We start from the raw sequence: 22,338 nt of genomic DNA, 5'->3' as shown, positions 1-22,338 counted from the left end.
GCCTCAGTCTGACCTTACATTTCTTAAACATGAAATTCAGCATTACAAAATCCAATTATCCAAATGGCATCAATTTTAATAGGCGCTTTATCAAACATAGCGCCGATCATATTGACATGCGGATCGGCGCGACTGATATAGCTGGAAACTTTCCAAACGTTGAGTGCTTTTTGACGCTCGATATCAAACGGAATTTCATTGATTTTTGCAGCCACCATTTGTGGAAATAATCCCATATCCGTGAGAATATCACGAAATTCACACGGAATTTTATCCAGCATCTGCGCCCACAGTTCTTCCGGCGTTGGCTCTGGTGGTGGTGTGTATGGCAGGATTTCAGGATTATTGTCAACCAAACGTTGCGTAATGAATGGCGTTAATGGACTGTATGGGGCAGATGCGCGGTATGCAACAATTGCGGGGGCTACACCAATGAAGACAGTGATATACGGGCAAATGTCTCAGCAACAACATCAGGCGGACATTGGGGTGTCGGTGCAGGATTGAGCTTCACGCTAAACTAATAATGAAAAAAACCTGCATTCATTCAACCTTTATACTAGCAATTGCAGTGAGCAGCTTCTTTACGTTGAACACTGCATTTGCACAGGATTTAGCACCCAAATACTTCATTAAAAGCTCTGAGGTTCAATTACCTGATGGCGTCGGATGGGGGCAATATAAACGAACCATCCAACCATTTGAAAACTGGACGCTTATTTGTGATGAGAACCTAAAGAAAAAAGAAAAAGTTTGCAATCTCAGCCAGATCATCTCTGATGCCTCTGGCAATCAGGTTTTTTGCTGGTCTTTAGCAGCAACCGCAAACAGCGATCCTTTTATGATACTAAGGGTGCTAGGGAATACTGATCAAAAGATACCGCTTAAGGTAAAATTTTCAGGCAGAGACACCGCAATAGACGTCACGTACAAAGGATGTAATGAAACTGTTTGCATTGCTATGATGCCAGTTGGTCCTATAACACGCGAACATATAAACAAGGGCAACGATGTAACGTTTGCCTTCACTGAAGTGTCAGGACAGTCACTTGAGATAGTTGCTCCGCTCAAAGGACTAAAATCCGGATTAGCCGGAATTAAATAGCCCCATCCCTTCTTCAAACATAGATCCCGCCACAGCAACGCTCATCCATTTCATCAACCTGCCGACCGTATACCTGACACTCATCAGGCGAAGTCCGTCTTTCGGCGCTTCGATATCATCGCCACGAAATTGAAAACCGTGCCCGATGTAAAGCGCAAGGCTACAGAGGTCGCATAGGTATGGTGCGATTAGAGGAAATGTCGGGCTTTGTCGGAGGTCAGGCCCGATGCTCTCAATTATGGACTAAGCTAACATTTCCTCGCAAACTCGATTTTATTTCACCGCCTCTGTGTGGCCTCTATCAAGTATATGTGTTGTGTTCTCACGATCTATTGGCACAAAACCCAAGGTTGGCCAGAAAAGCTCTGCAGCTTTACCAGCTGCATATAATACGATTTGACGATTTAGTAGTTTAGCATAACTTTGCAATTGCCTGCCCAACGCCACGTCTACGATAAGCAGGACGCACATAAAACCGCCTCATACGTAGCCAGGAGCTGTCAACAAAGTCTTGAGTGATACCTCCTATACCAGCCAACTCACCATTAATGGTTGCGAGCGCCAATATTTCACCTGGCCGTGTAAATTGGTTAACACCAGAGTTCCATTGAGCTTGAAGAAGGCTCATGCCATCAAAACCATCGAGTACAGCATCGTTGATTAAGTCAGATAAATCAGCTGGAAGTTCTGTGATGCGCCTAACTTCAATATCTGTGTCTTCCAGCATCATGTTCCCCGACGATTAGAAAAGTCCCACCCTTTTTTTAAACGATTACATTACAAGAGGCATAGTAAATCCATTAATGCATGGCATGCAGGATGGAAAAATAGAGAGCCTTTGGCTTCAAGGGCGATATGGAACTGAATGGTTCCGTTATGAACATAAAGAGGATGGGCACAATACGGCAGGCTGTAAGGATGTTTATAAGCCGATCACACCGTAAAATGCGTATTCTTCATATTTTAAATATGAATTCCCCGATATGTCTACCTTCTCGGACTCGAGAATTAGTTTTTCTGCCCATTAAAATCATTCGTATTTCAAACATCACAGGCAGCCCCCTTTTAAGGACAGTACCTTGTGACCGGTTTTTAAACGTCCTTTACTCTATCCTAACTTGTGGCAGCACCAAAGTCCGGCTAGCTTCAGCTCAATTGTTTTCCCGCTCTGCCCCTGCAACTATGATGGAAGCCACTGTGACCGAACAGACCGCCATTGAAACTTCAGTCCAAGCCGCACCTCATAAGGGCAAATTTTTCCTAGTCGATGCCAGCTACCTGGGCAGCGGCAGGGTTTCTGGCATAGAAATCGCCAACGAAGAGAAACTGATCCATCCGGGGATGAATGTCGTCTCAAGTCCTAACGGAATACCAGATCAGTATCCGGAGCGTCCCCATCTGCTTCACGTACCGGATAAGGGCGGAATGCCACGCGATCTGGAAGAACTTGCTGGCATATGGATTCTATCGGAGCCTTTGAAGCAAGTGTTTGAACAGATGGACGCCGAGGCGTTTGCATTTGTGGCATGCGACTTCAGTCTTGCTGACGGGAGCCCCGGCCCTCAGTACTACCTAGGCAATGTGCTGCGCAGAATCGATGCCCTGGATGAAACCGCCTCACGCGTGAAGATAACACTCGACCACAATTATCAGACCGGCCAGGACGAGAAACTTTATAGCCTCGTCGGCGGAGCCAGCTTGGTGTTCAAACAGGATGTTGTGGGAGAAGCCCATATCTTTCACCAGGAGCGCATGGGAGCCCCTCCCGTCTGCGACCGTGCGATGTTTGATGCATTGAGTGCGGCCAACTTCTCCGGCCTACGGCTGCGCGATGTAGCCGATATATAAGAGGGGGAGCATTGGCAGACATTGCTAAACTTGTAAATTTTATCAGGTTTTTTGAACCATTGCCGATTTGCACCGTTACAACCATGTAGCAACACACCATTAAACGAAGGAGAATCCTCATGGATTGGAACAGAGTTGAGGGTAATTGGAAGCAGATCAAAGGCAAAATTAAAGAGCAGTGGGGTAAACTCACCGATGATGATCTGGATGAAGTAAATGGCCGCAGAGAACAGCTTGAAGGTAAAATTCAGAAACGCTACGGCATCGAAAAAGATCGTGTCAAAAAAGACATTGACGACTGGTACACCCGCCAGTCCTGGTAAGTTTCAAGCCCTCACTCAATGGGGGCTTTTTTATATTCATTCACAATTTAAGTAGCTGCTTTCCTTGTCCAACCCACGAAACTATTTTGATTATATTTTCATAAAGCACCAAAGCCCCAACAATAATTCCCCAAAATGCAACAATCATCCACTTCACAAACCCACTAACTGTACGCGTTGCAAAGACCCAACGAAGACCATCTTTCAGCGTTTCGATATCATCGCCACAGAGCAGAGAAAGAAACTCTTGCGTTTCCTTTGGCAATTCCTCGAAACGGTGTGGCGGATATTTCAGTCATAAAATAACAATAGCTTACACGGATTGTTGCCACACCCAGCTAGACTGCCTGGCAATAAAACTTCCCACTAAAACGAGATCAACACATTCAGCGTAGCCTTTATCGAGTATCTCTGCGGCTAATGCGGCTTCGGAATTGCATACAAATTCTAAATCACGGAATTGAGGTAATCGCGACCGTCTGCTCTCTAGGCGGCTTTTACTTTTTATTTTGCACCAAAGCGGCAAGTACTTGGTCGAGCTGTTTATTGGTCTCCCATATACCTTCTCTGAATTTGTCGCGCACTTCTTTCACGGCATCTCTTAGCTGTTTCATCTCAGCATCATGATCAACGCGTTTTGAATAGCCGCGTTCAGTGTTCTGTTTAATCGCATCAAGTTTGAAATCGTCAGTGAAATCACCCTTACCAATTATAAGCTCCTTACCTCTTTTTAGGGCACAAGGTATTTACAAACCTAAGGGTTACTCAATGCAATCGCGTGTGACTTTCTCCAACAGGTTATTAGCGTCCAACCACCAACCCCTTTGCCCTGATTGATGAAAAAATTCAGCACCCATACTCTCGGGTCATCTGAAACCCTGAGTGCACGGAACATAACAAACACCAATTCGCTCGCCAAAGCAGAGTGACAACCTATAGTCTTTAGCTACCCAGCGGTATTAAATAACACCAAGTTCCTCATAAGCGAGCATAGTGAGTTTATTGTGCTCGACGATTAACATTTCAACTTTATCAGCCTGGCGCTTAATCACGGCATCCATCAATTCAGTGTGCGGTTCAAGTGAAGATGCCTTTTGCATGGCCGGTGACGCTTGCAACGCAGCTTGCGCGGATTCAGTGTGCGCATTACTCATCTGCCGCAATGCTCGCCCATGACGACGCATATGATCTGCCACCTCATTATAAAACCGTTCTAACCATGGGGCTCGGTTTGCTGAAATCAGAGAAACGTGAAAAGCAGTGTGCAGACGTGCCCAGCTTTTAAAATTCTCTTCATTTGTTTCCGGATCAAGAGGCGATACTTCATTTGCCAAGCTATAATGAGCAGCAACTATATTAGCTTCCCACTCCCGATTACCAAAACTCATAGATTCACGCAGGAGCTGTATCTCAAAAAATCCTTTCGTTTTGGTCAGATCAGCCAATTCATCAACAGAAACAGGCGCAACAAAAAAACCTTTATTTGCTGCAGATCCCACCAGATGCTCCATTTCAAGACGGGTCAAAGCCTCACGCAGTGGCGTCGAACCAACTTGATACCTTTCACAAATCGCAGATAATCTGAGTGGGGTATTCGGCAACAGCCGCACCTCCACAATATCTTGCCGCAAAATTTGATAAATTTCTTCTGCTTTATTCACTGTAATTTGCCCCACTTATATAATTTACCTCGCACAATAATGGGAAAAATTAAATGCATAATTTAATTAATCATCTGGGTTGTTGTATTATTCCCTTCATTTTAGTAATGAATATAAAATTGCCGGAGCTATTATGAAAAAGCTAAAAACATTACTAGCAAGCCTCGGTCTCGCTAGTATACTTCTAAGCACACCGCCCGTTTTCGCTGGTACCGTCTTAGATAAAATTAGAACAAACGGAGAAGTAAATTGCGGCGTCGGCACAGGTGTTGCCGGTTTTTCTATGCCTGACAGCAGCGGAAAATGGATTGGTCTTACTGCAGATTTTTGCCGCGCCGTTTCATCCGCAGTGTTAGGTCAAAATGCCCGGGAACGCTTCATTCCGCTCCAAGCCACTCAACGTTTTACCGCGTTGCAATCCGGCGAAGTTGACCTGCTGTCGTCTGGTGTCAGCTGGACACTAACACGCGATGCATCCTTAGGATTATTATTTGCAGGCGTATATTTTTATGACGGGCAGGGATTTCTTGCCAATACTAATCTCAATCTGGCCAAACCGGAAGATTTAAACGGGGCAACAATTTGCACTGCAGGCGGCACCACAAGCGAACTCAATCTTGCCGATTTTATGCGTTCTAAAAACATCGATTTTAAGGCTGTTGTTTATGAATCTGCTCAGGAAGCCAAAACGGCTTTTTTAAATGGCCGCTGTCAAATCCTGACCGCAGATATCAGCTACCTCTCATCTGTTCGTGCATCGGACACCAGTAATCCGGCCGACTGGGAAGTGCTCGATTTCAAGGTTTCTAAGGAACCTTTGGGGCCGGTAGTATCTCGTACTGATCTTGACTGGTTCACCATAAACAAATGGACACTGACAGCTCTCGTTGCTGCAGAAGAGATGAATATTACATCAGAAAATATTGATGAACTGCTGAAATCTAAGTCTCCGACGGTTCAACGGTTTTTGGGAACATCCGGCGACATAGGAAGCAAACTCGGCTTAGACAATTCATGGGCATACAACATCATTAAACGCGTTGGAAATTATGGTGAAATTTACGAAAGAAATGTTGGCGTTAATACACCACTCATGCTTGAGCGTGGTCAAAATGCACTGGCTGCAAATGGCGGCTTAATGTATGCACTCCCGATCCGCTAAATCAGCCTGATGCAAACATTACAATCTGCATTTAGCATGAAAAGAAATACATCTGCGTATAGTGACTTGGTAATGCAGTTGGTCGTGATTTGCATTATTGCAGCGTGTTTAGTTCTGCTAGCTATTAACCTTGCAGACAATCTTGAAGAGCGTTCTATCCGCTCTGGGTTTGGCTTTCTCTGGCATTCCGCCGGATTTGAAATCAGCCAAACATTAATCCCTTTTTCACCAAAGGACAGTTATGCAGCAGCCCTGTTATCAGGTCTGTTCAACACAATAATTGTCGCAATTATAGCAATAGTTCTTGCTACGTTATTTGGAGCATTGATAGGTATTGCTGCATTATCGCGGAATCCGTCAGTCTGTATCTTTGCGCGTACGTATATTGAGTGGGTACGCAATATCCCCTTATTGGTACAGCTCTATGTCTGGTATGCAGTTTTCACTCAAATGATGCCGTCCTACCAACAAGCCCACAAACTTTTGCCTCATGTGTATTTAGACAGTACCGGCCTGCATTTTCCTGTCATTCAGAATATGCATAGCACCGGTTTTATCAGCATTCTGATTGGCATTATCGCAATATATATCTACCGTTTCACTCAGAAAAGACATGAAAATAAAAGACCTATCAGTATTCAATCCGTATTATTACTGACAGCGTCTTTTACATTTATTTCTTGGACAATTTACAGCTCCTCCTTCAATCCACCAAAACTTACCAACTTTGGGTTTAAGGGTGGAGGCGTACTGCTTCCCGAATTTCTTGCAATGCTACTCGGTCTAACAATTTATAATGCAGCTTTTATTGCAGAGATCTTCCGTGCCGGTGTACTTTCCGTACCTGCAGGGCAACGAGAAGCAGGCTCTGCACTGGGGCTCTCCTACAATATAGTGATCCTTAAAATCGTAATTCCTCAAGCAATGATTTTAATCAGACCGCCATTATCCAACCAATACTTAAATATTGTGAAGAATACATCCTTAGCGATGGCTATTGGTTACCCTGACCTTATGTCCATTGCAAATACGATTATCAATCAAACCGGACAGGCAGTTGAAATTATCGCGCTGACTATGGGGATTTATTTTGCCCTTAGCCTGCTCATCACAACGTTTTTAAATCACCGCAATAAGAAAATATTGCAAAACATGGGGCGTTGAGCACTGTGAACAGCACGATACTCAATCGCTTTTTCGGTACAATTCCGAATACAATACTCACTTTTATCGTATTCGGAGGTGTTGTCTGGCTTGCACCGGCTCTTTTACAATGGCTGATCATTGATGCCGTCTGGTTTTCGGGCGATGTGACAGCATGCCGTGATGTACAAGCTGCCTGCTGGGCATTTATTCATGAAAAATATCGATTTATTCTGTTCGGCAGATACCCGTTCGACGAGCAGTGGCGCCCTTTGCTAGCCGTTGGTTTCACTATCATTATATTATTGCTGACATGCTCGCTTCGCTACAGTTGGCGGTTACTGGCTCCATTATGGGCAATAGGTATTATTGCAGTCATAATATTGATGCGAGGCGGAATTTTAGGTCTCAGCTATATACGTACTGATCTGTGGGGTGGTTTACCTTTAACAATCTTTCTAGCTTTGGGGAGTTTAGCGCTTGCTTTCCCCCTTTCCATCGCCCTCGCATTTGGCCGTCAATCAAGATTGCCGGTTATACGTGCCATCAGTCGCTCATATATTGAATGTATCCGTGGCATTCCTTTAGTCAGCCTGCTTTTTCTGGCATCTTTTATGCTGCCGCTATTTCTATCGCCACGCCTCCAAATAGATGTTTTGATACGAGCACTTGCAGCAATCACTTTATTTAGTGCAGCCTACCTCGCCGAAACCATACGCGGAGGTTTACAAGCCATTCCTCCATGTCAGAAAGAAGCGGCACTGGCACTGGGTCTCAGTACAATTCAAACCCAAATGCTTATCATCCTGCCGCAAGCATTGCGCCATACCCTGCCTGCTATCACTAATCTTTTTTTGAATATTTTTAAAAATACATCACTAGTCGGAATTATAGGCCTGACAGACTTACTGCTTGCTGCAAAACAAGCTCTGATTGACCCATCATGGCGAGCTTATTCACTAGAGGCTTATCTTTTTATATCAATAGCTTACGGTTCAATTTGCTTTTCTATTTCGCGCTACAGCCGCGCTTTAGAAAACAGATTGTATAAGTATAAATAAGTAATTACGGCTACAAGGAAGCGTTGTATGAATTGTAGCGTTAGTCCACCATCAGATACCTAATATTAAGTCAGCACACAAACAGATGCATGAGATATCCCGCACAAGAAAAACAGTGCCCACAATCAAGGCCTCAATTGCGTAAGGTTCCATTTTTTGCGTACTTTTTCTCTCTTTCTTCATTTCCTGCATTCACTGCAGAATTGAATATCAATCAACATGTGACAGCAGAGCAAATGAGAGAAATAGTCCTTATAAAAGCAGTCACCCAGCGTATCGTTGAAATGTGTGCAGACTTTTCAACGAATGATGCGAGATTAAACTCCAGAAGAGATTTCATAATGGCTGTCGCGAAAGACAAATTCGCTTCAGGTCCGGAGTTCATCAATGCTTCCAGATAATTCCTTGCTATGCATCTTCACTCATACAATGCATATTTGTTGCCATCTTATTCAATTTGATATCTGATCCGGGCATCATTACGACCGCATTCAGCGAAATGCCACCGATAGTCTCATCCTGATAAGACAGTCAGAATGTCCTCATAACTGGTGGTCAAATCATACCTGGTTCAAGTGCAGCTTCAATAGCGAGTATCACATAACGAAAGACCGCCCCATGATTTAGCATTGCGCTTTCATTAAATTGCTCAAAGGCCAAGGCAAACTTCTAGTTTATCAAATATGATCGACAACTGCGTCACCATTTTTGCATCCAGCATATCACTATTCGCAGTCACCCCCGTGCACCCGCAATGATTCCGTACGCATCTTCTGCGCTTCGGACTTGTTAGCAACATTCTCAATGCCGACCAAATTAGGTAAATAAGGCGCGGCAAGTTCTATAGCCGCACTCATACTGATAGAGTAGGTACATTATATGATGGGAAGAGCAGCGCAATTATCAACTTGAGATTAAAATCAATTAGTTATCGGCGTTTTACATAGCTTTAAGCGTTACAGCAGCAATAAAGATGTAACGTGTAATTTTACCGATCGCAACGAGTACAATAAATGTCCGTAATGGTTCACGCATGACACCTGCAATAACCGTAAGCGGGTCGCCGATAATCGGCAGCCAGCTTAATAATAGCGACCATTTTCCATAGCGTGAATACCAATTTTGAGCCCGTTCCAGAACCGCTCCTTTTGCTGGAAACCAAGTACGATCTTTAAACCGCTCTATTCCTCTACCCATCAGCCAGTTGATAACCGCACCAAGTATATTACCGAGACTTGCTACAACAATCAATAATACTGGAGATTGTTTGCTGGCTAAAATAAGCCCGACGAGAACTGCCTCAGATTGCATTGGTAAAAGCGTTGCTGCTATCAAAGCACTGAAAAAAAGTCCCGCATACGCAGTTATGTCAATCATCAATCGATATCGTTTCTATTTCAAAGGCTTATTCAATCACTCGAAATTACCTAGCGCAGCGCGCATCTGATTTCTGATCAACAACAAGAAAAAATTGTTCCAATAATCATTTCCCTGAGCAGGCTCGGAATAGTTATCATATGTTGCTAACAGCATTATATCAGTCAAAATACGCGAGCTATTCTGGATATGAGAAAGCTACATTTTTTGTATATAGCATTTGCAATATTTATAATCTAAAAAATTGCCATCAAACTGAATAATAATTAGTGCAGAAGATCTGTCGAGAATATTAACTAAATGGCGATCAAATTTAAATAAGAATAATTGCAATATCTAATGCTTGCGGGCTTTCAATTAAAATACCTTAATGTATGAATAATTTTCAAAAATATTACATACAGGGATTATCGATGCAAAGATTATTCCTGCACGATAAATCTAAATGATTGCTGAAAGCGAGCATAATGGTGCAAGGCCCGACATTCTATATGGTAGGTGCATTTTTTCCCTCCTGGATGGTGTGTCTGGCCGGAGCGATTGTGTTCGTGCTGATTTTACGCTTGATTTTTATCCGCACCGGTCTTGATGATCTGCTCACATTTCGTCTGATGACTTACACCGCCATGGTTGTGGCGATTGCTTTTGCGCTTGCCCTTCTGATTTATGGTCGTTGAAGATGGAAACAAACACTTACGCTAAAAAACCAATCAATGCCGTGGGCCTGATTATCTTTGTGCTGGCAGTGGCAACCGCCGTTTTCATGACATGGATCTATATGCGTCAGGCGCATGAAAATCCTTATTCAGAAGATGCGGTGATCGGCGCTAATCTCGTCAATGTTTCTTCCACTGTGCCAGGACGTATTACCGAGATTAATGTGCGCGAAAATGACCGTGTGAAAAAAGGCGACCTGTTATTTTCGATTGATCCGAAACCTTTAAATCTCATCGTTGAGCAAACTGCCGCTGATCTGCAAATGGCAGAAGCCACAATGGAAGCGCAACGTCGTGCCTTGAAGGCAGAAACCCAAAATGCACTGATTGCCGATAATCAGGTTGTGCGGGCACGCACCAATCTGGATCTAGCCGAAAGCACTCTGAAACGCTTGGAAGCGCTCAGCCCGAAAGGTTATGTCACCAAGCAGCAGGTGGATGATGCCAGAACTTTACGCAATGATGCGCGCATTAGTCTGACCCAAGCCGTGCAGCAAGCCGATGCCGCCAATGCGCTTGTCGGAACACTGGATAGCAGCGAAGCATTGGTGCGCGCGCGGCAGGCAGCACTTGCCCTTGCTCAGCACAATCTTGATAATAGCAAAACCTATGCCCCGCATGACGGTCTGGTGGTCGGTCTTCTCAATTCCAGCGGCCAGATCATCATTTCAGGCCAGTCTGTTTTCACGCTGATTGACACATCCGAATGGTTTGCGTCTGCGACCTTCCCTGAAACGGAGCTGGATAATATCCGCATTGGTGATTGTGCCAGTGTGCGTATTCTCGCCAATAACAATATGGTAGTGAAAGGTAAAGTCGACAGTATTGGCTGGGGTGTCAGCTCCGAAGATATGATCAATATCCCGCGTAACCTGCCATTTATTCCTAAAAACTTGAATTGGGTGCGCATTGCGCAGCGTTTTCCGGTACGGATTAAACTGATTGATCCGCCTGCCGAATTGACACGCGCCGGTGCCTCCGCTGTTGTGACAGTGCATAATGGCAACCCGTGCTGAAGCCTCGCTGTCAACAGCGATCAGACAGACATTAGCGGACCTCGCACCCTTTCCCGGCCGTGCTGCGGCCACATGGCGAGTGGCTTTTGTCTGTGCGCTTGTCAGCGGCATCGCCATGCTGTTTCATATTCCCGAAGCAGCGATCAGTGTCTATCTCGTTATTTTTCTGATGAAGCCGGACGGCGCTGAAAACACTCTTGTTGCCTCAGTCGCCGTTATCGCCATCACCCTGCTTGTCGTGTTGATGATACCGCTTTTACAATCAACCGTTGAATCCGCTTTTGTGCGTATTCTGGTGATGATTATCGCTTCTTTTATTTTCATTTTTATTGGCGCCGCCAGCAAACTGGGCGAAGGTGGCAGCATTATTGCGCTGATTATCGCATTTTTGTTGACGCTGATCAGTATGGTTCCGATCAATGGCGTTATTTCCTTGGCACTGCGTTATGCTTGGGAAATGGCTATTTTGCCAATGTTTTGCATTGCCATTTTCAGCCTGTTTTTCGGACAATGGAGTGTAGGTTTATTGCGGAAGCAATTGCGCGGCCGTCTCCATCTCGCCTATCAATTATTAAACAGCCCAAATGCCGAAACGAATGAAAAGCTCGATGTATTCTTAAGCGAAGGCAATGAAGCAGCTGAAAAGAAACTGAAGCTGACGCAAATTTTGCATCAGACATCAAAAACCAAAATCGCTCAGATTGGCGTCGATATTCCGGCCTCTTATCAGTTGGTTTATGCTTCTGCGGCTCTCGCGCGCGAAGGCGAACCCCATGAGCGTCAGCAACATGCTGCAACAATCGCCCTGATGATTGATACACTGGATAAAGGCACGCCTCTCTCAGAGAATTTACCCATCGATAAAGTTGAGGCACAAAGCTCGCAAAGCTTGAGTATTAGCCAAGCCATCAATGCCATCAGCGGTGCGGTAAAGCCCGACTATAGCAAAAGCGGCAATGACGGTTTTTTCAAACCTGACGCTTTTAGCAATCCGATTTACCAGCAGTTTGCGCTCAAAACCACGCTCGCCGCAATTTTGTGCTACATGTTTTATGCCGCGCTTAATTGGGACGGTATCCATACCGCAATGGTCACTTGTTATGTGGCTTCGCTCGGCACTGCCGGTGACACGGTGCACAAACTGGCACTGCGTATTACCGGCTGTCTGATCGGCGCATTGATGGGTGTGATTTCCATAGTCTATCTGCTGCCGCATCTGGAAACCGTCGGCGGTTTGATGCTGCTGGTTTTCGCTGCCACATGGATAGCTGGCTGGGTGGCTGCCGGTAGCCGCAAAATTTCTTATGCCGGTGTGCAAATCGGGCTGGCTTATACACTCAGTGTCTTGCAAGGTTTTGGCCCGACCACTGATCTGGACACAGCCCGCGACCGCGCGATCGGTATTCTCATTGGCAATGTAGCGGTTTATCTGGTTTCGGTTTTCTTATGGCCAAAGCCCGTGAGCCAAACAGCACGCGACACTCTGATCAAAACAACACGTAAACTAGCGGATCTGGCGCTTGTGCCAGTCAATGAGCGCTCGCAAAATGTTGCACAAATTGCAGAAATCGAACGTCTCTTGGCAGATGTGCGTTATTGCTATTATTTGCTGCCCTTTGAACCGCATCATCTGCGTCCCTCACCGCAAATGACCAAAGCTGGAAAGCAATATACCAAGACATTATCCGACATTGGTCAGGCGATTTATTTCGGTAATACGCCAATGCCGGAAGTAGCTGGCCGCTTGAGACGGTTGGCAAATCATCTTGAGACCTATAATTTGAAAAATACAAAGCCGACACCTCCGGCAGAAACTGTCGGTCATTATCCGAACCAGCATGTAGCGGCACAACTCGCCGAGTTAGAAATCTTATTAACAGGCAGTAGTTTATGACCGGCAGACGTTGTTCAACTTTCCCATTATGGCCGGTTTGCGCTTTATTGATGCTGAGCGGTTGTGCAACCGATGCACTCGAATTGGCACCAAGCGCACCGGATAAACCCTGGGTCACCGGTGAAAAAGGTAAAGCGTCAACAACAGACGCGACGACGACAACCGGAGCTGCTGATTTCGGCGTCGCATCCAAGCCTGAACTGGCACTGATCAGCACACCGGTTGAAGTGGATAATCGTCGTTCTTATGATCTTCCGGCACTGATTGATCTGGCACAGCGCAGCAACCCGAGCACCCGCAATGCGTGGGAGCGTGCAAAACAGGCAGCCCTTGCTGTCGGTATGACTGAAGCCGTTTCCCTGCCAATGATTTCTGCCAATGTCATCGGCGGTTATCAGCGGTCAAAACGCCCTGTCGATGTACCGATTATCGGTGAAAAAGATATCAATACCACCGTGAAAGGTGTCGTTCCGGCGCTCGCATTGAAATGGCTGGTGTTTGACTTTGGGCAGCGTGCGGCCTTGCGTGAAGCCGCTCGTGAGGTTTCCTTTGCCGCTAATGTCACTTTTAATGCCATGCATCAAAAGGTTATTTTTGATGTGACACGTCGTTATTACGAGCATTCAGCCGCAGTGACAGGTCATCAAATCGCACAACAAACCTTGCGTAATTCCAAAGCTGTGCTCGCAGCCGTGCAAGCGAAACTCAATGAGGGGCGAGCTACTACAGTTGAATTAGCACTTGCCCGCCAGCAAGTGGCACAGGCAGAATTGCGCATTGTGCGCGCCAATGGCCAGGAGCAAAACACTTATCAGATGCTGCTGGCCGGCATGGGGGTAAACGCAACACTTGATCTTAACATTAAAGGCGCACTCGACCGTAAAATTCCAAACCGTTTCGACGGTGTGACGCAAGAAGTCATCGAAGCGGCCCTTTCACGCCGACCTGATATTCAGGCAGGTTATGCGGCTATGCAGGCCAGTCAGGCAGGTATTAAAGTAGCCAAAGCCGAATTTATGCCTAAGGTCTTTATTGCTGCAACTTTATCAGCACCCTCCGGTGATTTTAATATCGGCGCACTACCGGATTTAAACAGCCAGTCATCGCAAAAAGGGATGATTGTCGGGGCATCAATACCGATTTTCGACGGTGGTTTGCGTGCAGCCCAGCTTAAAAATGCACAATCCGTCGCCAATGTTGCATCCGAAACATTCCGCAAGATGCAGCTTGATGCAGTGGCTGAAATAGTGCTGGCTTCCAATGCGTTGAAAACAGCACTTGCCGCCAATAATGCGGCCAATACTTTGGTGCAGACCTCAAACATTGCATTTGACGCTTCATTAGAGGCTTATAAAAATGGCCTTGGCACGATCACTATTGTCAATGAAACCAATAATGCCCTGCTGGATGCAAGGCTTGCGCAAGCAGACGCAAAAGCCGCGGCATTCATAGCTGCCGCCAATCTGGCTTTCTTTGCAGGTGCACTCACCTCATCCGATCAGGCAAGCAATCTTGCGGATCAGCCCATCATTACAAGGACGAATTCACCTTCCACGCAATAAAAGCTTCAAAAATAATATCTGGGCAAAGATTTCACACTGACCGAACAGCAATAACATATCCCAATGCCTTTTAGACGATAATATTGTCGTTATAGACTTGAGGTATATAACACTCTTATCTGCTTCCTGGTCTGAACCGTGCGAAAGAGCAAAACCTGCTCAACCAAAACGCCTTTATATCTCGCTCTCACGACTTAATAGCTACAAAAGATAAATGCCACCCGTAAGTCTGTGGTAAGACTAATTGGTACATTAGGCGAACGTGTCAATCGGCATACCAATGCCGCAGCCGTTGCGATTGGCGTTAATCCAACGGCCGTCATAACCATCATCAGACGGATTTTCTCTGTCGCAATACCCAGTTGCCTTGCTGCATGATCAATATCACCCACGACCAATAAAGCAGTATTGATACCGGAAAGGATAGCACTCACACCGGTACCGGTCAGGGTCAGCCTGCATCCACCCTTAGAACTCTTTTTCATTGACAACACAAAGACTAAAATCGCCGCACAACAGGCTATAATCCATATTAGCAGAATATTGACACCCAACGCATTGCCTATATCCCTGCCCTCAACAGAGCCTGCAAACTTACCAATTGTCTCGGCCATATTACGCAGCAAAACCCATGCCGGTCTTCTGCGCAGGCTGATTGAACGCGAAGAACCTGTTCTGCACGACTTACTTCACAGACCGGAAGTGATCAGCGCAGGGCATTGGCAGGAGACTGGTGCAATTGACGGCTTTATTACCGCACCCGGCGGCTCTTCCGGTTCAATGGATCTGGCATCGGATGAACTGATGCCGCGTTTGAGTGAGGTTAGGCTGCTGAGATCGGAATATTCCGATGATACATTAGCAAATTATATTTATGAGTAAGCGCTCTTCCACATATAGGCACGATGCATGAAGCCTTCGCATCTGACGATAGATTTCCCGTTTGGGAAAGGAAGCGACCAAACCATCAACCAAGAATGGGCTGCACGCCTTTCGTGAAACGACAGCGTGCAGCCCGTTTTTAGTGATTACAAAACCCGTGACGCTGCGCTATCCAAGTTGCCACAAATGCCGGGATCAGCAATCCAAGCAATGCTGGTGAAAAGGCATTGATCCCAATTTCCTCCAACAGTAATCCTCCAAGCACTCCGCCACCGGCAATGGCCGTGTTCCAAATTGTTACAAGCATGGATTGGGCAACATCAGTTGCATCACCCGCTGCACGGGCAAGAGCAGTTTGAAACAGGGTTGCTATCCCGCCAAATGCAAAGCCCCATACGACAACTGCTGCACATATGACCAAGGTTTGTTGCGGAAAGAACCCTATGGCAACGGCAACACAGATAAAGAGCAAACTGGACAATAAGGAAAGTTGGCGAAGCTTGCCGTCAATATACACACCGGTGATCCAAATACTGACCAGTGACGCCATGCCAAACAACATCAGCATAACATCGGTTCGCTCTTCCAGTCCTGCATTGGCAAGAAGCGGCACAACATAAGTATAGAGAATATTATGTGCCAGAACGAATGTCAGTGTTACAAACAGAATTGAGCGAATACCCGGCATTGTGATGACTGAGTGCAGCGATTGTTGCCTGGATGCTTCCTGCCCGGGAAAATCCGGAACTTTGGTAGCGATCCAGACTATCAGCAATATAGCGAGCAGACTTAACAGGGCGAAACACAACCTCCATCCGATAAGCGTACCGAGGAATGTTGTCGCCGGAACGCCGATCGACAGAGCGATTGGCGTGCCAACCATGGCGATTGTGATGGCTCTCCCTTTTTGCTCTTCCGGCACCATACGCGCTGCATAGCCTGCAAGCAGCGCCCAGCTTAATCCTGCGGAAACACCGGCAATAAATCGCCCTATCATGATAAGCCAGTAATATGGTGAGACGGCTGTAAGCAAATTGGCGATTAGAAAACCAAAAACTGCGGAAATCAAAAGCGGTCTGCGCCTGATCGCTTGGGTCATTTTCGTGAGGGGAATGGCAGCTATCAGCGAGCCCAGCGCATAAATACTGACCATCTGCCCGACATAAGCTTCGGAAACCGAGAGATCATCCGCAATTTGCGTGAGAAGTCCTGCGGGCAGCACCTCCGTCAAAATCGTGATGAAACCGACAGCAGCAAGCGCCAACAAGGACATGAAAGGAAAGCTCTTTTCGCCGGTGTTGCGCGCATCAACAGCGCGATCAGCAACATATATGTCTGACATCCCGCTTACTCCGCCTGCCCAAACTTAGGCAGCACGAGATCATCAACAGAATAAGTGTGAAATTCGCTCGTCGAGACAGTATCGAGCTTTCTGAATTTCTCGACAAAAAGCGGATCGGAGAAAAACTCATCCACATTTCCCGCGCCCTGTATCGCTTCGATATTCACAACGGTCAGTCCGTCCGTGCTTTTTGAAAGCGTACTCCAGAGAAATCCTGCTTTGCGCTCGGAGACGTAGTGAACAACGTCTTGGATAATAGCGAAGGCTTCATCCTGTTTGCCCTCATGAGCATGTATGACATTGACGATAAAAGTGGTGGCAGGTGACGCTGAAAAACCGGCGATAATTTTCTTATCCATGTGAGGTTTCCTGAGGGAGTTAGAGAAATTGTGGTCGACAAGACCGCTGATGCCTCTGGATATCTTCATCAGAATATTGAATAAATACGCTCATATTCCTCACAATGCGGAAATAAATTCCGCAATAGGTGCAATATGGATAAGCTCGGAAGCATCAATATTTTTGTAAATGCTGCAGAAGCTGGCAGCTTTGCCGCGGCAGGCAACCGCCTTGGTCTGTCGGGTTCAGCAGTCGGTAAAGCTGTGGCACGACTTGAGGATGAAATGGGTGTGCGGCTTTTCCATCGCTCCACACGCAGCATGGCGCTGACACAAGAAGGCAGCCTTTTTCTCGAAACCTGTCGCCGGATTCAAACAGAGTTTGAGAATGCCCGCACGCAATTATCAAAATCACAAAACACCCCGCGCGGGCAACTTCGCGTGAGCCTTCCTATGGCAGGCATGCTACTCATGCCAACCATTTCAGAATTCATGAAAGCCTATCCTGAAATCAATTTAGAGCTCGATTTCAACGACCGGTTGGTGGACGTTATTGAGGAAGGTTTTGACGCTGTGATCAGAACCGGCGAAGTGCGTGACAGCCGTTTGATGAGCCGTAAACTTGGCAATTTCAGGCATGTGATTGTTGCCGCCCCAGACTATCTGAACACCTATGGACGGCCAGCAAAACCGGAAGATCTGTTGCATCATCGCTGTCTCCATCATCGCTATGCCAACTCAGGAAAACTGGAACCCTGGCCACTGGTTCGTGATGGAAATCCGCTGAGACTAGATTTGCCTGTCACAACCATAGCAAGTACACTTGAGCCGTTGATTTACCTTGCAGAACGATCATTTGGCATCACTTGTCTCCCGCCTTTTGCAGTAACGAATGAACTTGCGCAGGGCAAACTCGTATCATTGTTGGATGATCACTTAACTGGTACTGGTGCTTTCAGAGTTCTATGGCCGACGAGCCGTTATCTTGCACCAAAAATCCGCGTTTTCGTTGATTTCATGGCAACGAAACTCTTCGCGGATCAACCATCTGCGCAGTAATAATTCTACATGTTTTAAAGGAGGCGCGGATTTAATAAGGATGGTTTTATGCTGTAGGTTCTTGTGCAGAAACGTTGCAACATCAAGCCTATCAAGCGATTTATCCGTGAACTCTTGTCAAGCCAAAACGCATAACCGCGTGTTATCACCGCCAGCATGTGGTGCGAATAGCAAACACCCCATCGATTCAGAACTGCATAATCAACACTTAGACCATATTCAGCCAGGACTTCTCAAGATTAGGATAGGAGACAGAGTCGCGCACATAGACTGATAGGATATCCACTTCTACCTTACTCAATTAAATCCACTGACTTTGATATACACTTACAGCAGTAAAATATTTGCACCAGAAAAATACTGGTCGCTTTATGAACTGGTTGATTTTGAAGATAATTTCCGGTGCTGGCGTTTCGACCACGCGACAACAGTTGAGCGCATCATCGGCCTGAAACGCGGCACGCGCGGCGTTTCTTATCTGCGCAAAATGCTGGAGGTTGTGCTATTTCCGGAGCTTTGGAAAGTAGGCACGGAGCTATAAAGCCTCGCCAGAATATTCACGCCATATAGCCGATAAATCCGGTAATCTTCCAGCGTTCACCGTCATGGCGGCAAAAATAAAGTGTCTGCCACAACAGGCGATCTGCGGAGCCGTCCAGCTTCGCAATTGTGCCGTCAAACTTCTTCCGTGCCACCGCAATATTGCCCGTAATATCAATTGTGCTTAGATCGGTAGCACGAAATATCCCCTCGCCTAGAGGTTCAGCATAATCTGTTGCTGCGCTTACAGCGGCTTGTCGCAACCATTCATCCCGATAGACCGATAGAGCCGGAAAAGCTGCATCCCATTTATCAGGATTATGTTCCCCGTGAGCATGAATGCCAAGAAAGCGCATTTCATCAAAATCATCCGCCACGAGTGACCAATCCTGCGCGACAAATGCTTCGATATCGCGCCTAACGAGCATCTCCCAGATTTGTGCCCGATCATTATCCCCATTGAACGGATTAACGGCATTTTCCATATTTAGGCTCCGTTTATTATTTTCAGTATTCATCCCGCAACAGGCAATCAGTCCCCTAATGGCAGGTTCGGATCATCAATTTTAAGCGTATTCAGACTATGCTTGATACGACGCAAGCTCTCCAGAACTTGTGTGCCCCTCGCCTCAGCTGTAGCGGTCGCGATAATATCGAGAAGCGTCAGCAAAGCATATCGGGATGATGAAGGCTTATAAATATTGCCGTCTTCATTCACCTGATAGGGGATTAATATATCCGCAGCTTTAGCCAGCTCAGAATGCGGTGCGGTAACCGCTATGGTCTCGGCACCATATTGCCGTGCCACATTCAAGGCTTCAACCACAGAGCGTGCATATCCTGACACAGAAAACGCAATCACAATCGTATCACGGGTTGCAACAGCTGCATACATACGCTGCAACTGACCATCAACATGCGCATTCACGCAAAGACCGAGCCTGAACAAGCGGTTCTGCATTTCTGTTGCCAGCATAGATGAAGTGCCACCCGAACCAAGGCATAAAACATGCTTCGAATTTGCGAGTTTTTCCGCCACTTGCATCAAAACAGATGTGTCCAGCCCGTCGCTTGCCCGTTGTATTGCAGCGATTGCTGCTGTGGTAACGGCTGTAACAATGCGACTTTCACCTGCATCGCGGACGGGCATTTCAGCACTGAGATATTGCCCGCCGAAGGCCAGTGCCTGCGCGAGAAAAAATTTAAATTCCCGTATTCCGTCACAACCGACTGTACGGCAAAACCGTGTCACCGTTGGTTCACTGACACCGGCACGTAATGCAATCTCTGCAATTGCAGCTTTAGAAGCATAATCAGGATCGGCCAGAACCAGAGCAGCCAAACGCCGGTCTGACTTTGATCCTTCCTGAGCCACCGTATGCAGCCGGGTTATAATATCTGCAACACTATTCATTTATGTCTCATGTGGCATATTTCAGATCGGAAGACCGCTTGATTTATCAAAGAGATGAATATGGTTCGGCGTAGCCGCCACGGATATTCTGTCGCCCGATTGCAGGCGGACGCGCTCACGAAAAACAACCCGAACCGGCTCACCGGCAATACGCCCGTAGACATGCGTTTCCGGTCCTGTCGTCTCAACAACTTCCACAGTCAGCGTCACCCCTTGCCCTGCCTCCGTGATCACAAAGTTTTCGGGCCGGATGCCGGCCTCGGCCTCACCTGCTACCGCGATATGATCACCCAGTCTAATACCTTCACCATCATGCGTGCGAAAATGATTGCCTGCGGCGTCCGTAATGATCTGTCCTGAAATAAAACTCATCGATGGCGAACCAAGAAAACCGGCCACAAATTTATTTGCAGGCCGGTCATAGAGGTCTAACGGCGTCCCCACTTGCAAGATTTTCCCCTCACTCATGACCACGATCCGGTCAGCCATGGTCATAGCCTCGATCTGATCATGTGTCACGTAAATCACGGTTGACTTCAAGCGCTGATGGAGCGCTTTTATCTCTGTACGCATCTGAACGCGCAGTTGGGCATCAAGATTTGACAGCGGCTCGTCAAACAGAAAAACCGAAGGATCGCGGACAATTGCCCGTCCCATAGCCACACGCTGGCGCTGTCCTCCGGAAAGTTCGCGCGGATAGCGATCGAGATAAGAATGAAGATTGAGAATAGCTGCCGCCTTCTCAACTTTCCTCGCTGTTGCTGCCGCTTTTTCACCGCGGATACGCGGGCCGAAGCTGATATTTTCCCGTGCAGTCATATGCGGAAACAGTGCATATGACTGAAACACCATAGCGATATTACGCTTTTGCGGCGGAAGTTCATTCGCGCGCTGCCCGCCAATCATCAGATCACCGCCGGAAATCGGCTCCAATCCCGCAATCATGCGTAACAATGTGGATTTACCACAACCTGACGGCCCTACGAGAACGACAAACTCGCCGTCCTTAATATCAAGATCAAGATTACGGATAATAGAAAGATTGCCAAAAGACTTTGAAATACCGCGTAAAGAAACATCCTGCATCATCAATTCTCTCCGAGAATATCCTCAATAAAAGGACGACAACCTGCGGTCAGCCCCGCATCAACAGGCAAAATAGTGCCGGTTATGCCGGACGCCCTGTCTGAAGCGAGAAAAGCAACAGCTTCCGCAACCTCTTCAACATTCACTATGCGCCCGAGCGGATAAAGCCGCTTCAGTTTTTCAAGCACTTGCGGGTCTTGTTGAATACGATGATCCCAGGCAGGGGTGCGGATTGAACCCGGGCAGACCACATTGGCACGCACACCTTTATGACCATATTCAACGGCTATGGCGCGCGCGAATGCATTGATACCGGCCTTGGCAGCCGCATAGGCCGGATTGCCGAAATGCAGCAGCGCATTGACGGAAGAAATAAATACAAAGCATCCATATCCGCGTTCAACCATAGCTTGCATTAACAGGTTAGAAAAACCGGCGACAGCCGTGAGATTGAGATCAATTTCAGTTTCGATTTTACCTTGCGTAAGACCACTCAATGTTTCGGCGCGTGTCCAGCCGGCATTATTGATAACGATATCCGGTACACCGCTCTCTTTGAGAATTGTCTGAACAGCTGTGTCTAATCCTGCCCTGTCCAGAAGATCAAAAACATAACGGGCGTGAAGATCAGAGTGCGTCATATTTTCAAGCACTATATCGCAGCCGATCACTTTTGCTCCGCGCGAAGCAAAGAGTGCAGTCAAAGCGTTGCCAACGCCGCCGCCTGCTCCGGTAATCAAAACCGTCTTATTCTCAAATTCAAACGGATATCTCACGACAGTTCCCCTTGATCTGACTTTGATGCGTCA

At 46.7% G+C, this 22,338-nt stretch carries 25 protein-coding genes; 13 read left to right on the top strand and 12 right to left on the bottom strand.

The genetic code is table 11. The annotated features are described in order from the left end of the window. Window positions 1-23 precede the first annotated feature (23 nt). Entirely contained in the window at window positions 24-356 is a 333-nt protein-coding gene (locus tag DFR47_RS16785) for a hypothetical protein (RefSeq protein WP_113945566.1), read from the bottom strand. A gap of 170 nt (window positions 357-526) precedes the next feature. Between DFR47_RS16785 and DFR47_RS16775 the strand changes: the two genes are divergently transcribed. After that, window positions 527-1,105, top strand: coding sequence for an invasion associated locus B family protein (locus DFR47_RS16775; RefSeq protein WP_113945565.1), 579 nt, complete (start codon window positions 527-529; stop codon window positions 1,103-1,105). 412 nt (window positions 1,106-1,517) lie between these two features. Here DFR47_RS16775 and DFR47_RS16770 read toward each other — a convergent pair whose 3' ends face one another. Continuing rightward, window positions 1,518-1,832: a GNAT family N-acetyltransferase gene (locus DFR47_RS16770; RefSeq protein ID WP_245416614.1), complete on the bottom strand. Its 315-nt coding sequence runs from the start codon at window positions 1,830-1,832 to the stop codon at window positions 1,518-1,520. A gap of 470 nt (window positions 1,833-2,302) precedes the next feature. Between DFR47_RS16770 and DFR47_RS16765 the strand changes: the two genes are divergently transcribed. Together DFR47_RS16765 and DFR47_RS16760 are read left to right on the top strand one after the other, a co-directional pair. Continuing rightward, a complete protein-coding gene (locus tag DFR47_RS16765) occupies window positions 2,303-2,953 on the top strand; it encodes an imm11 family protein (protein WP_245416613.1) in 651 nt (216 codons plus the stop codon). Window positions 2,954-3,072: 119 nt separating this feature from the next. After that, window positions 3,073-3,276, top strand: a complete 204-nt coding sequence (locus DFR47_RS16760) for a CsbD family protein (RefSeq protein WP_113945563.1) — start codon at window positions 3,073-3,075, stop codon at window positions 3,274-3,276. Between the two features lie 40 nt (window positions 3,277-3,316). On the opposite strand, the gene DFR47_RS22000 is transcribed toward DFR47_RS16760, so the two are convergent. Together DFR47_RS22000 and DFR47_RS16750 are read right to left on the bottom strand one after the other, a co-directional pair. Further along, window positions 3,317-3,541: a hypothetical protein gene (locus DFR47_RS22000; protein WP_245416612.1), complete on the bottom strand. Its 225-nt coding sequence runs from the start codon at window positions 3,539-3,541 to the stop codon at window positions 3,317-3,319. A gap of 694 nt (window positions 3,542-4,235) precedes the next feature. After that, window positions 4,236-4,937: a GntR family transcriptional regulator gene (locus tag DFR47_RS16750; protein WP_170137528.1), complete on the bottom strand. Its 702-nt coding sequence runs from the start codon at window positions 4,935-4,937 to the stop codon at window positions 4,236-4,238. A gap of 133 nt (window positions 4,938-5,070) precedes the next feature. On the opposite strand from DFR47_RS16750, the gene DFR47_RS16745 reads away from it, so the two are divergent. From DFR47_RS16745 to DFR47_RS16735, 3 genes are read left to right on the top strand one after another with little or no spacing between them, the layout of a single operon-like run. Beyond that, a complete protein-coding gene (locus DFR47_RS16745; RefSeq protein ID WP_113945560.1) occupies window positions 5,071-6,099 on the top strand; it encodes an amino acid ABC transporter substrate-binding protein in 1,029 nt (342 codons plus the stop codon). 36 nt (window positions 6,100-6,135) lie between these two features. Then, window positions 6,136-7,263 carry an amino acid ABC transporter permease gene (locus DFR47_RS16740; protein WP_170137527.1) on the top strand — a complete coding sequence of 376 codons (1,128 nt, stop codon included), beginning with the start codon at window positions 6,136-6,138 and terminating at the stop codon, window positions 7,261-7,263. A 5-nt stretch (window positions 7,264-7,268) separates the two neighbouring features. After that, window positions 7,269-8,303 (top strand): amino acid ABC transporter permease, encoded by a 1,035-nt coding sequence (locus DFR47_RS16735; RefSeq protein ID WP_147245598.1) that lies wholly within the window; start codon window positions 7,269-7,271, stop codon window positions 8,301-8,303. A 939-nt stretch (window positions 8,304-9,242) separates the two neighbouring features. Here DFR47_RS16735 and DFR47_RS16725 read toward each other — a convergent pair. After that, the gene (locus DFR47_RS16725; protein WP_113945556.1) at window positions 9,243-9,680 is read right to left on the bottom strand and encodes a YqaA family protein; all 438 of its coding nucleotides are present in this window, start codon (window positions 9,678-9,680) and stop codon (window positions 9,243-9,245) included. A gap of 467 nt (window positions 9,681-10,147) precedes the next feature. Between DFR47_RS16725 and DFR47_RS16720 the strand changes: the two genes are divergently transcribed. From DFR47_RS16720 to DFR47_RS16705, 4 genes are read left to right on the top strand one after another with little or no spacing between them, the layout of a single operon-like run. After that, complete coding sequence (locus DFR47_RS16720) at window positions 10,148-10,357, top strand: YtcA family lipoprotein (RefSeq protein ID WP_245416611.1); 210 nt, start codon at window positions 10,148-10,150, stop codon at window positions 10,355-10,357. 2 nt (window positions 10,358-10,359) lie between these two features. Then, a complete protein-coding gene (mdtN, locus tag DFR47_RS16715) occupies window positions 10,360-11,412 on the top strand; it encodes a multidrug transporter subunit MdtN (protein ID WP_113945555.1) in 1,053 nt (350 codons plus the stop codon). Further along, window positions 11,396-13,306: an FUSC family protein gene (locus DFR47_RS16710; RefSeq protein WP_113945554.1), complete on the top strand. Its 1,911-nt coding sequence runs from the start codon at window positions 11,396-11,398 to the stop codon at window positions 13,304-13,306. Before mdtN ends, DFR47_RS16710 begins: the two co-directional genes overlap by 17 nt. Then, window positions 13,303-14,868: a TolC family protein gene (locus tag DFR47_RS16705; protein ID WP_113945553.1), complete on the top strand. Its 1,566-nt coding sequence runs from the start codon at window positions 13,303-13,305 to the stop codon at window positions 14,866-14,868. The genes DFR47_RS16710 and DFR47_RS16705 overlap by 4 nt, the downstream gene beginning before the upstream one ends. 194 nt (window positions 14,869-15,062) lie before the next feature. On the opposite strand, the gene DFR47_RS16700 is transcribed toward DFR47_RS16705, so the two are convergent. Continuing rightward, window positions 15,063-15,353 (bottom strand): hypothetical protein, encoded by a 291-nt coding sequence (locus DFR47_RS16700; RefSeq protein WP_113945552.1) that lies wholly within the window; start codon window positions 15,351-15,353, stop codon window positions 15,063-15,065. Window positions 15,354-15,411: 58 nt separating this feature from the next. Here DFR47_RS16700 and DFR47_RS16695 point away from each other — a divergent pair, with 58 nt between their 5' ends. Further along, entirely contained in the window at window positions 15,412-15,750 is a 339-nt protein-coding gene (locus DFR47_RS16695) for a hypothetical protein (protein ID WP_245416610.1), read from the top strand. Between the two features lie 139 nt (window positions 15,751-15,889). Here DFR47_RS16695 and DFR47_RS16690 read toward each other — a convergent pair whose 3' ends face one another. Both DFR47_RS16690 and DFR47_RS16685 read right to left on the bottom strand, forming a co-directional pair. Beyond that, window positions 15,890-17,092 carry an MFS transporter gene (locus DFR47_RS16690; RefSeq protein ID WP_113945551.1) on the bottom strand — a complete coding sequence of 401 codons (1,203 nt, stop codon included), beginning with the start codon at window positions 17,090-17,092 and terminating at the stop codon, window positions 15,890-15,892. A 5-nt stretch (window positions 17,093-17,097) separates the two neighbouring features. Beyond that, window positions 17,098-17,451 carry an antibiotic biosynthesis monooxygenase gene (locus tag DFR47_RS16685; RefSeq protein ID WP_113945550.1) on the bottom strand — a complete coding sequence of 118 codons (354 nt, stop codon included), beginning with the start codon at window positions 17,449-17,451 and terminating at the stop codon, window positions 17,098-17,100. A 135-nt stretch (window positions 17,452-17,586) separates the two neighbouring features. Here DFR47_RS16685 and DFR47_RS16680 point away from each other — a divergent pair, with 135 nt between their 5' ends. Further along, window positions 17,587-18,489 (top strand): LysR family transcriptional regulator, encoded by a 903-nt coding sequence (locus DFR47_RS16680; protein WP_113945549.1) that lies wholly within the window; start codon window positions 17,587-17,589, stop codon window positions 18,487-18,489. Between the two features lie 310 nt (window positions 18,490-18,799). Continuing rightward, on the top strand, window positions 18,800-19,030 hold the full coding sequence (locus DFR47_RS16675) for a tryptophan 2,3-dioxygenase family protein (protein ID WP_281011658.1): 231 nt from the start codon (window positions 18,800-18,802) through the stop codon (window positions 19,028-19,030). A 16-nt stretch (window positions 19,031-19,046) separates the two neighbouring features. Here the strand turns inward: DFR47_RS16675 and DFR47_RS16670 are convergent, their stop codons facing one another. Genes DFR47_RS16670 through DFR47_RS16655 form a run of 4 tightly spaced genes read right to left on the bottom strand, consistent with a single transcriptional unit; the run spans window position 19,047 to window position 22,305 of the window. Continuing rightward, a complete protein-coding gene (locus DFR47_RS16670) occupies window positions 19,047-19,514 on the bottom strand; it encodes a hypothetical protein (RefSeq protein ID WP_113945548.1) in 468 nt (155 codons plus the stop codon). Between the two features lie 47 nt (window positions 19,515-19,561). After that, on the bottom strand, window positions 19,562-20,443 hold the full coding sequence (locus tag DFR47_RS16665; protein WP_113945547.1) for a MurR/RpiR family transcriptional regulator: 882 nt from the start codon (window positions 20,441-20,443) through the stop codon (window positions 19,562-19,564). A 21-nt stretch (window positions 20,444-20,464) separates the two neighbouring features. Then, the gene (locus DFR47_RS16660; RefSeq protein WP_113945584.1) at window positions 20,465-21,529 is read right to left on the bottom strand and encodes an ABC transporter ATP-binding protein; all 1,065 of its coding nucleotides are present in this window, start codon (window positions 21,527-21,529) and stop codon (window positions 20,465-20,467) included. A 2-nt stretch (window positions 21,530-21,531) separates the two neighbouring features. Beyond that, window positions 21,532-22,305 carry an SDR family oxidoreductase gene (locus DFR47_RS16655; RefSeq protein WP_113945546.1) on the bottom strand — a complete coding sequence of 258 codons (774 nt, stop codon included), beginning with the start codon at window positions 22,303-22,305 and terminating at the stop codon, window positions 21,532-21,534. Window positions 22,306-22,338: the final 33 nt, after the last annotated feature.

It is taken from the genome of Pseudochrobactrum asaccharolyticum (assembly GCF_003314995.1).
GTDB lineage: Bacteria > Pseudomonadota > Alphaproteobacteria > Rhizobiales > Rhizobiaceae > Pseudochrobactrum > Pseudochrobactrum asaccharolyticum.
This window is presented reverse-complemented; position numbering and strand designations above follow the sequence as displayed.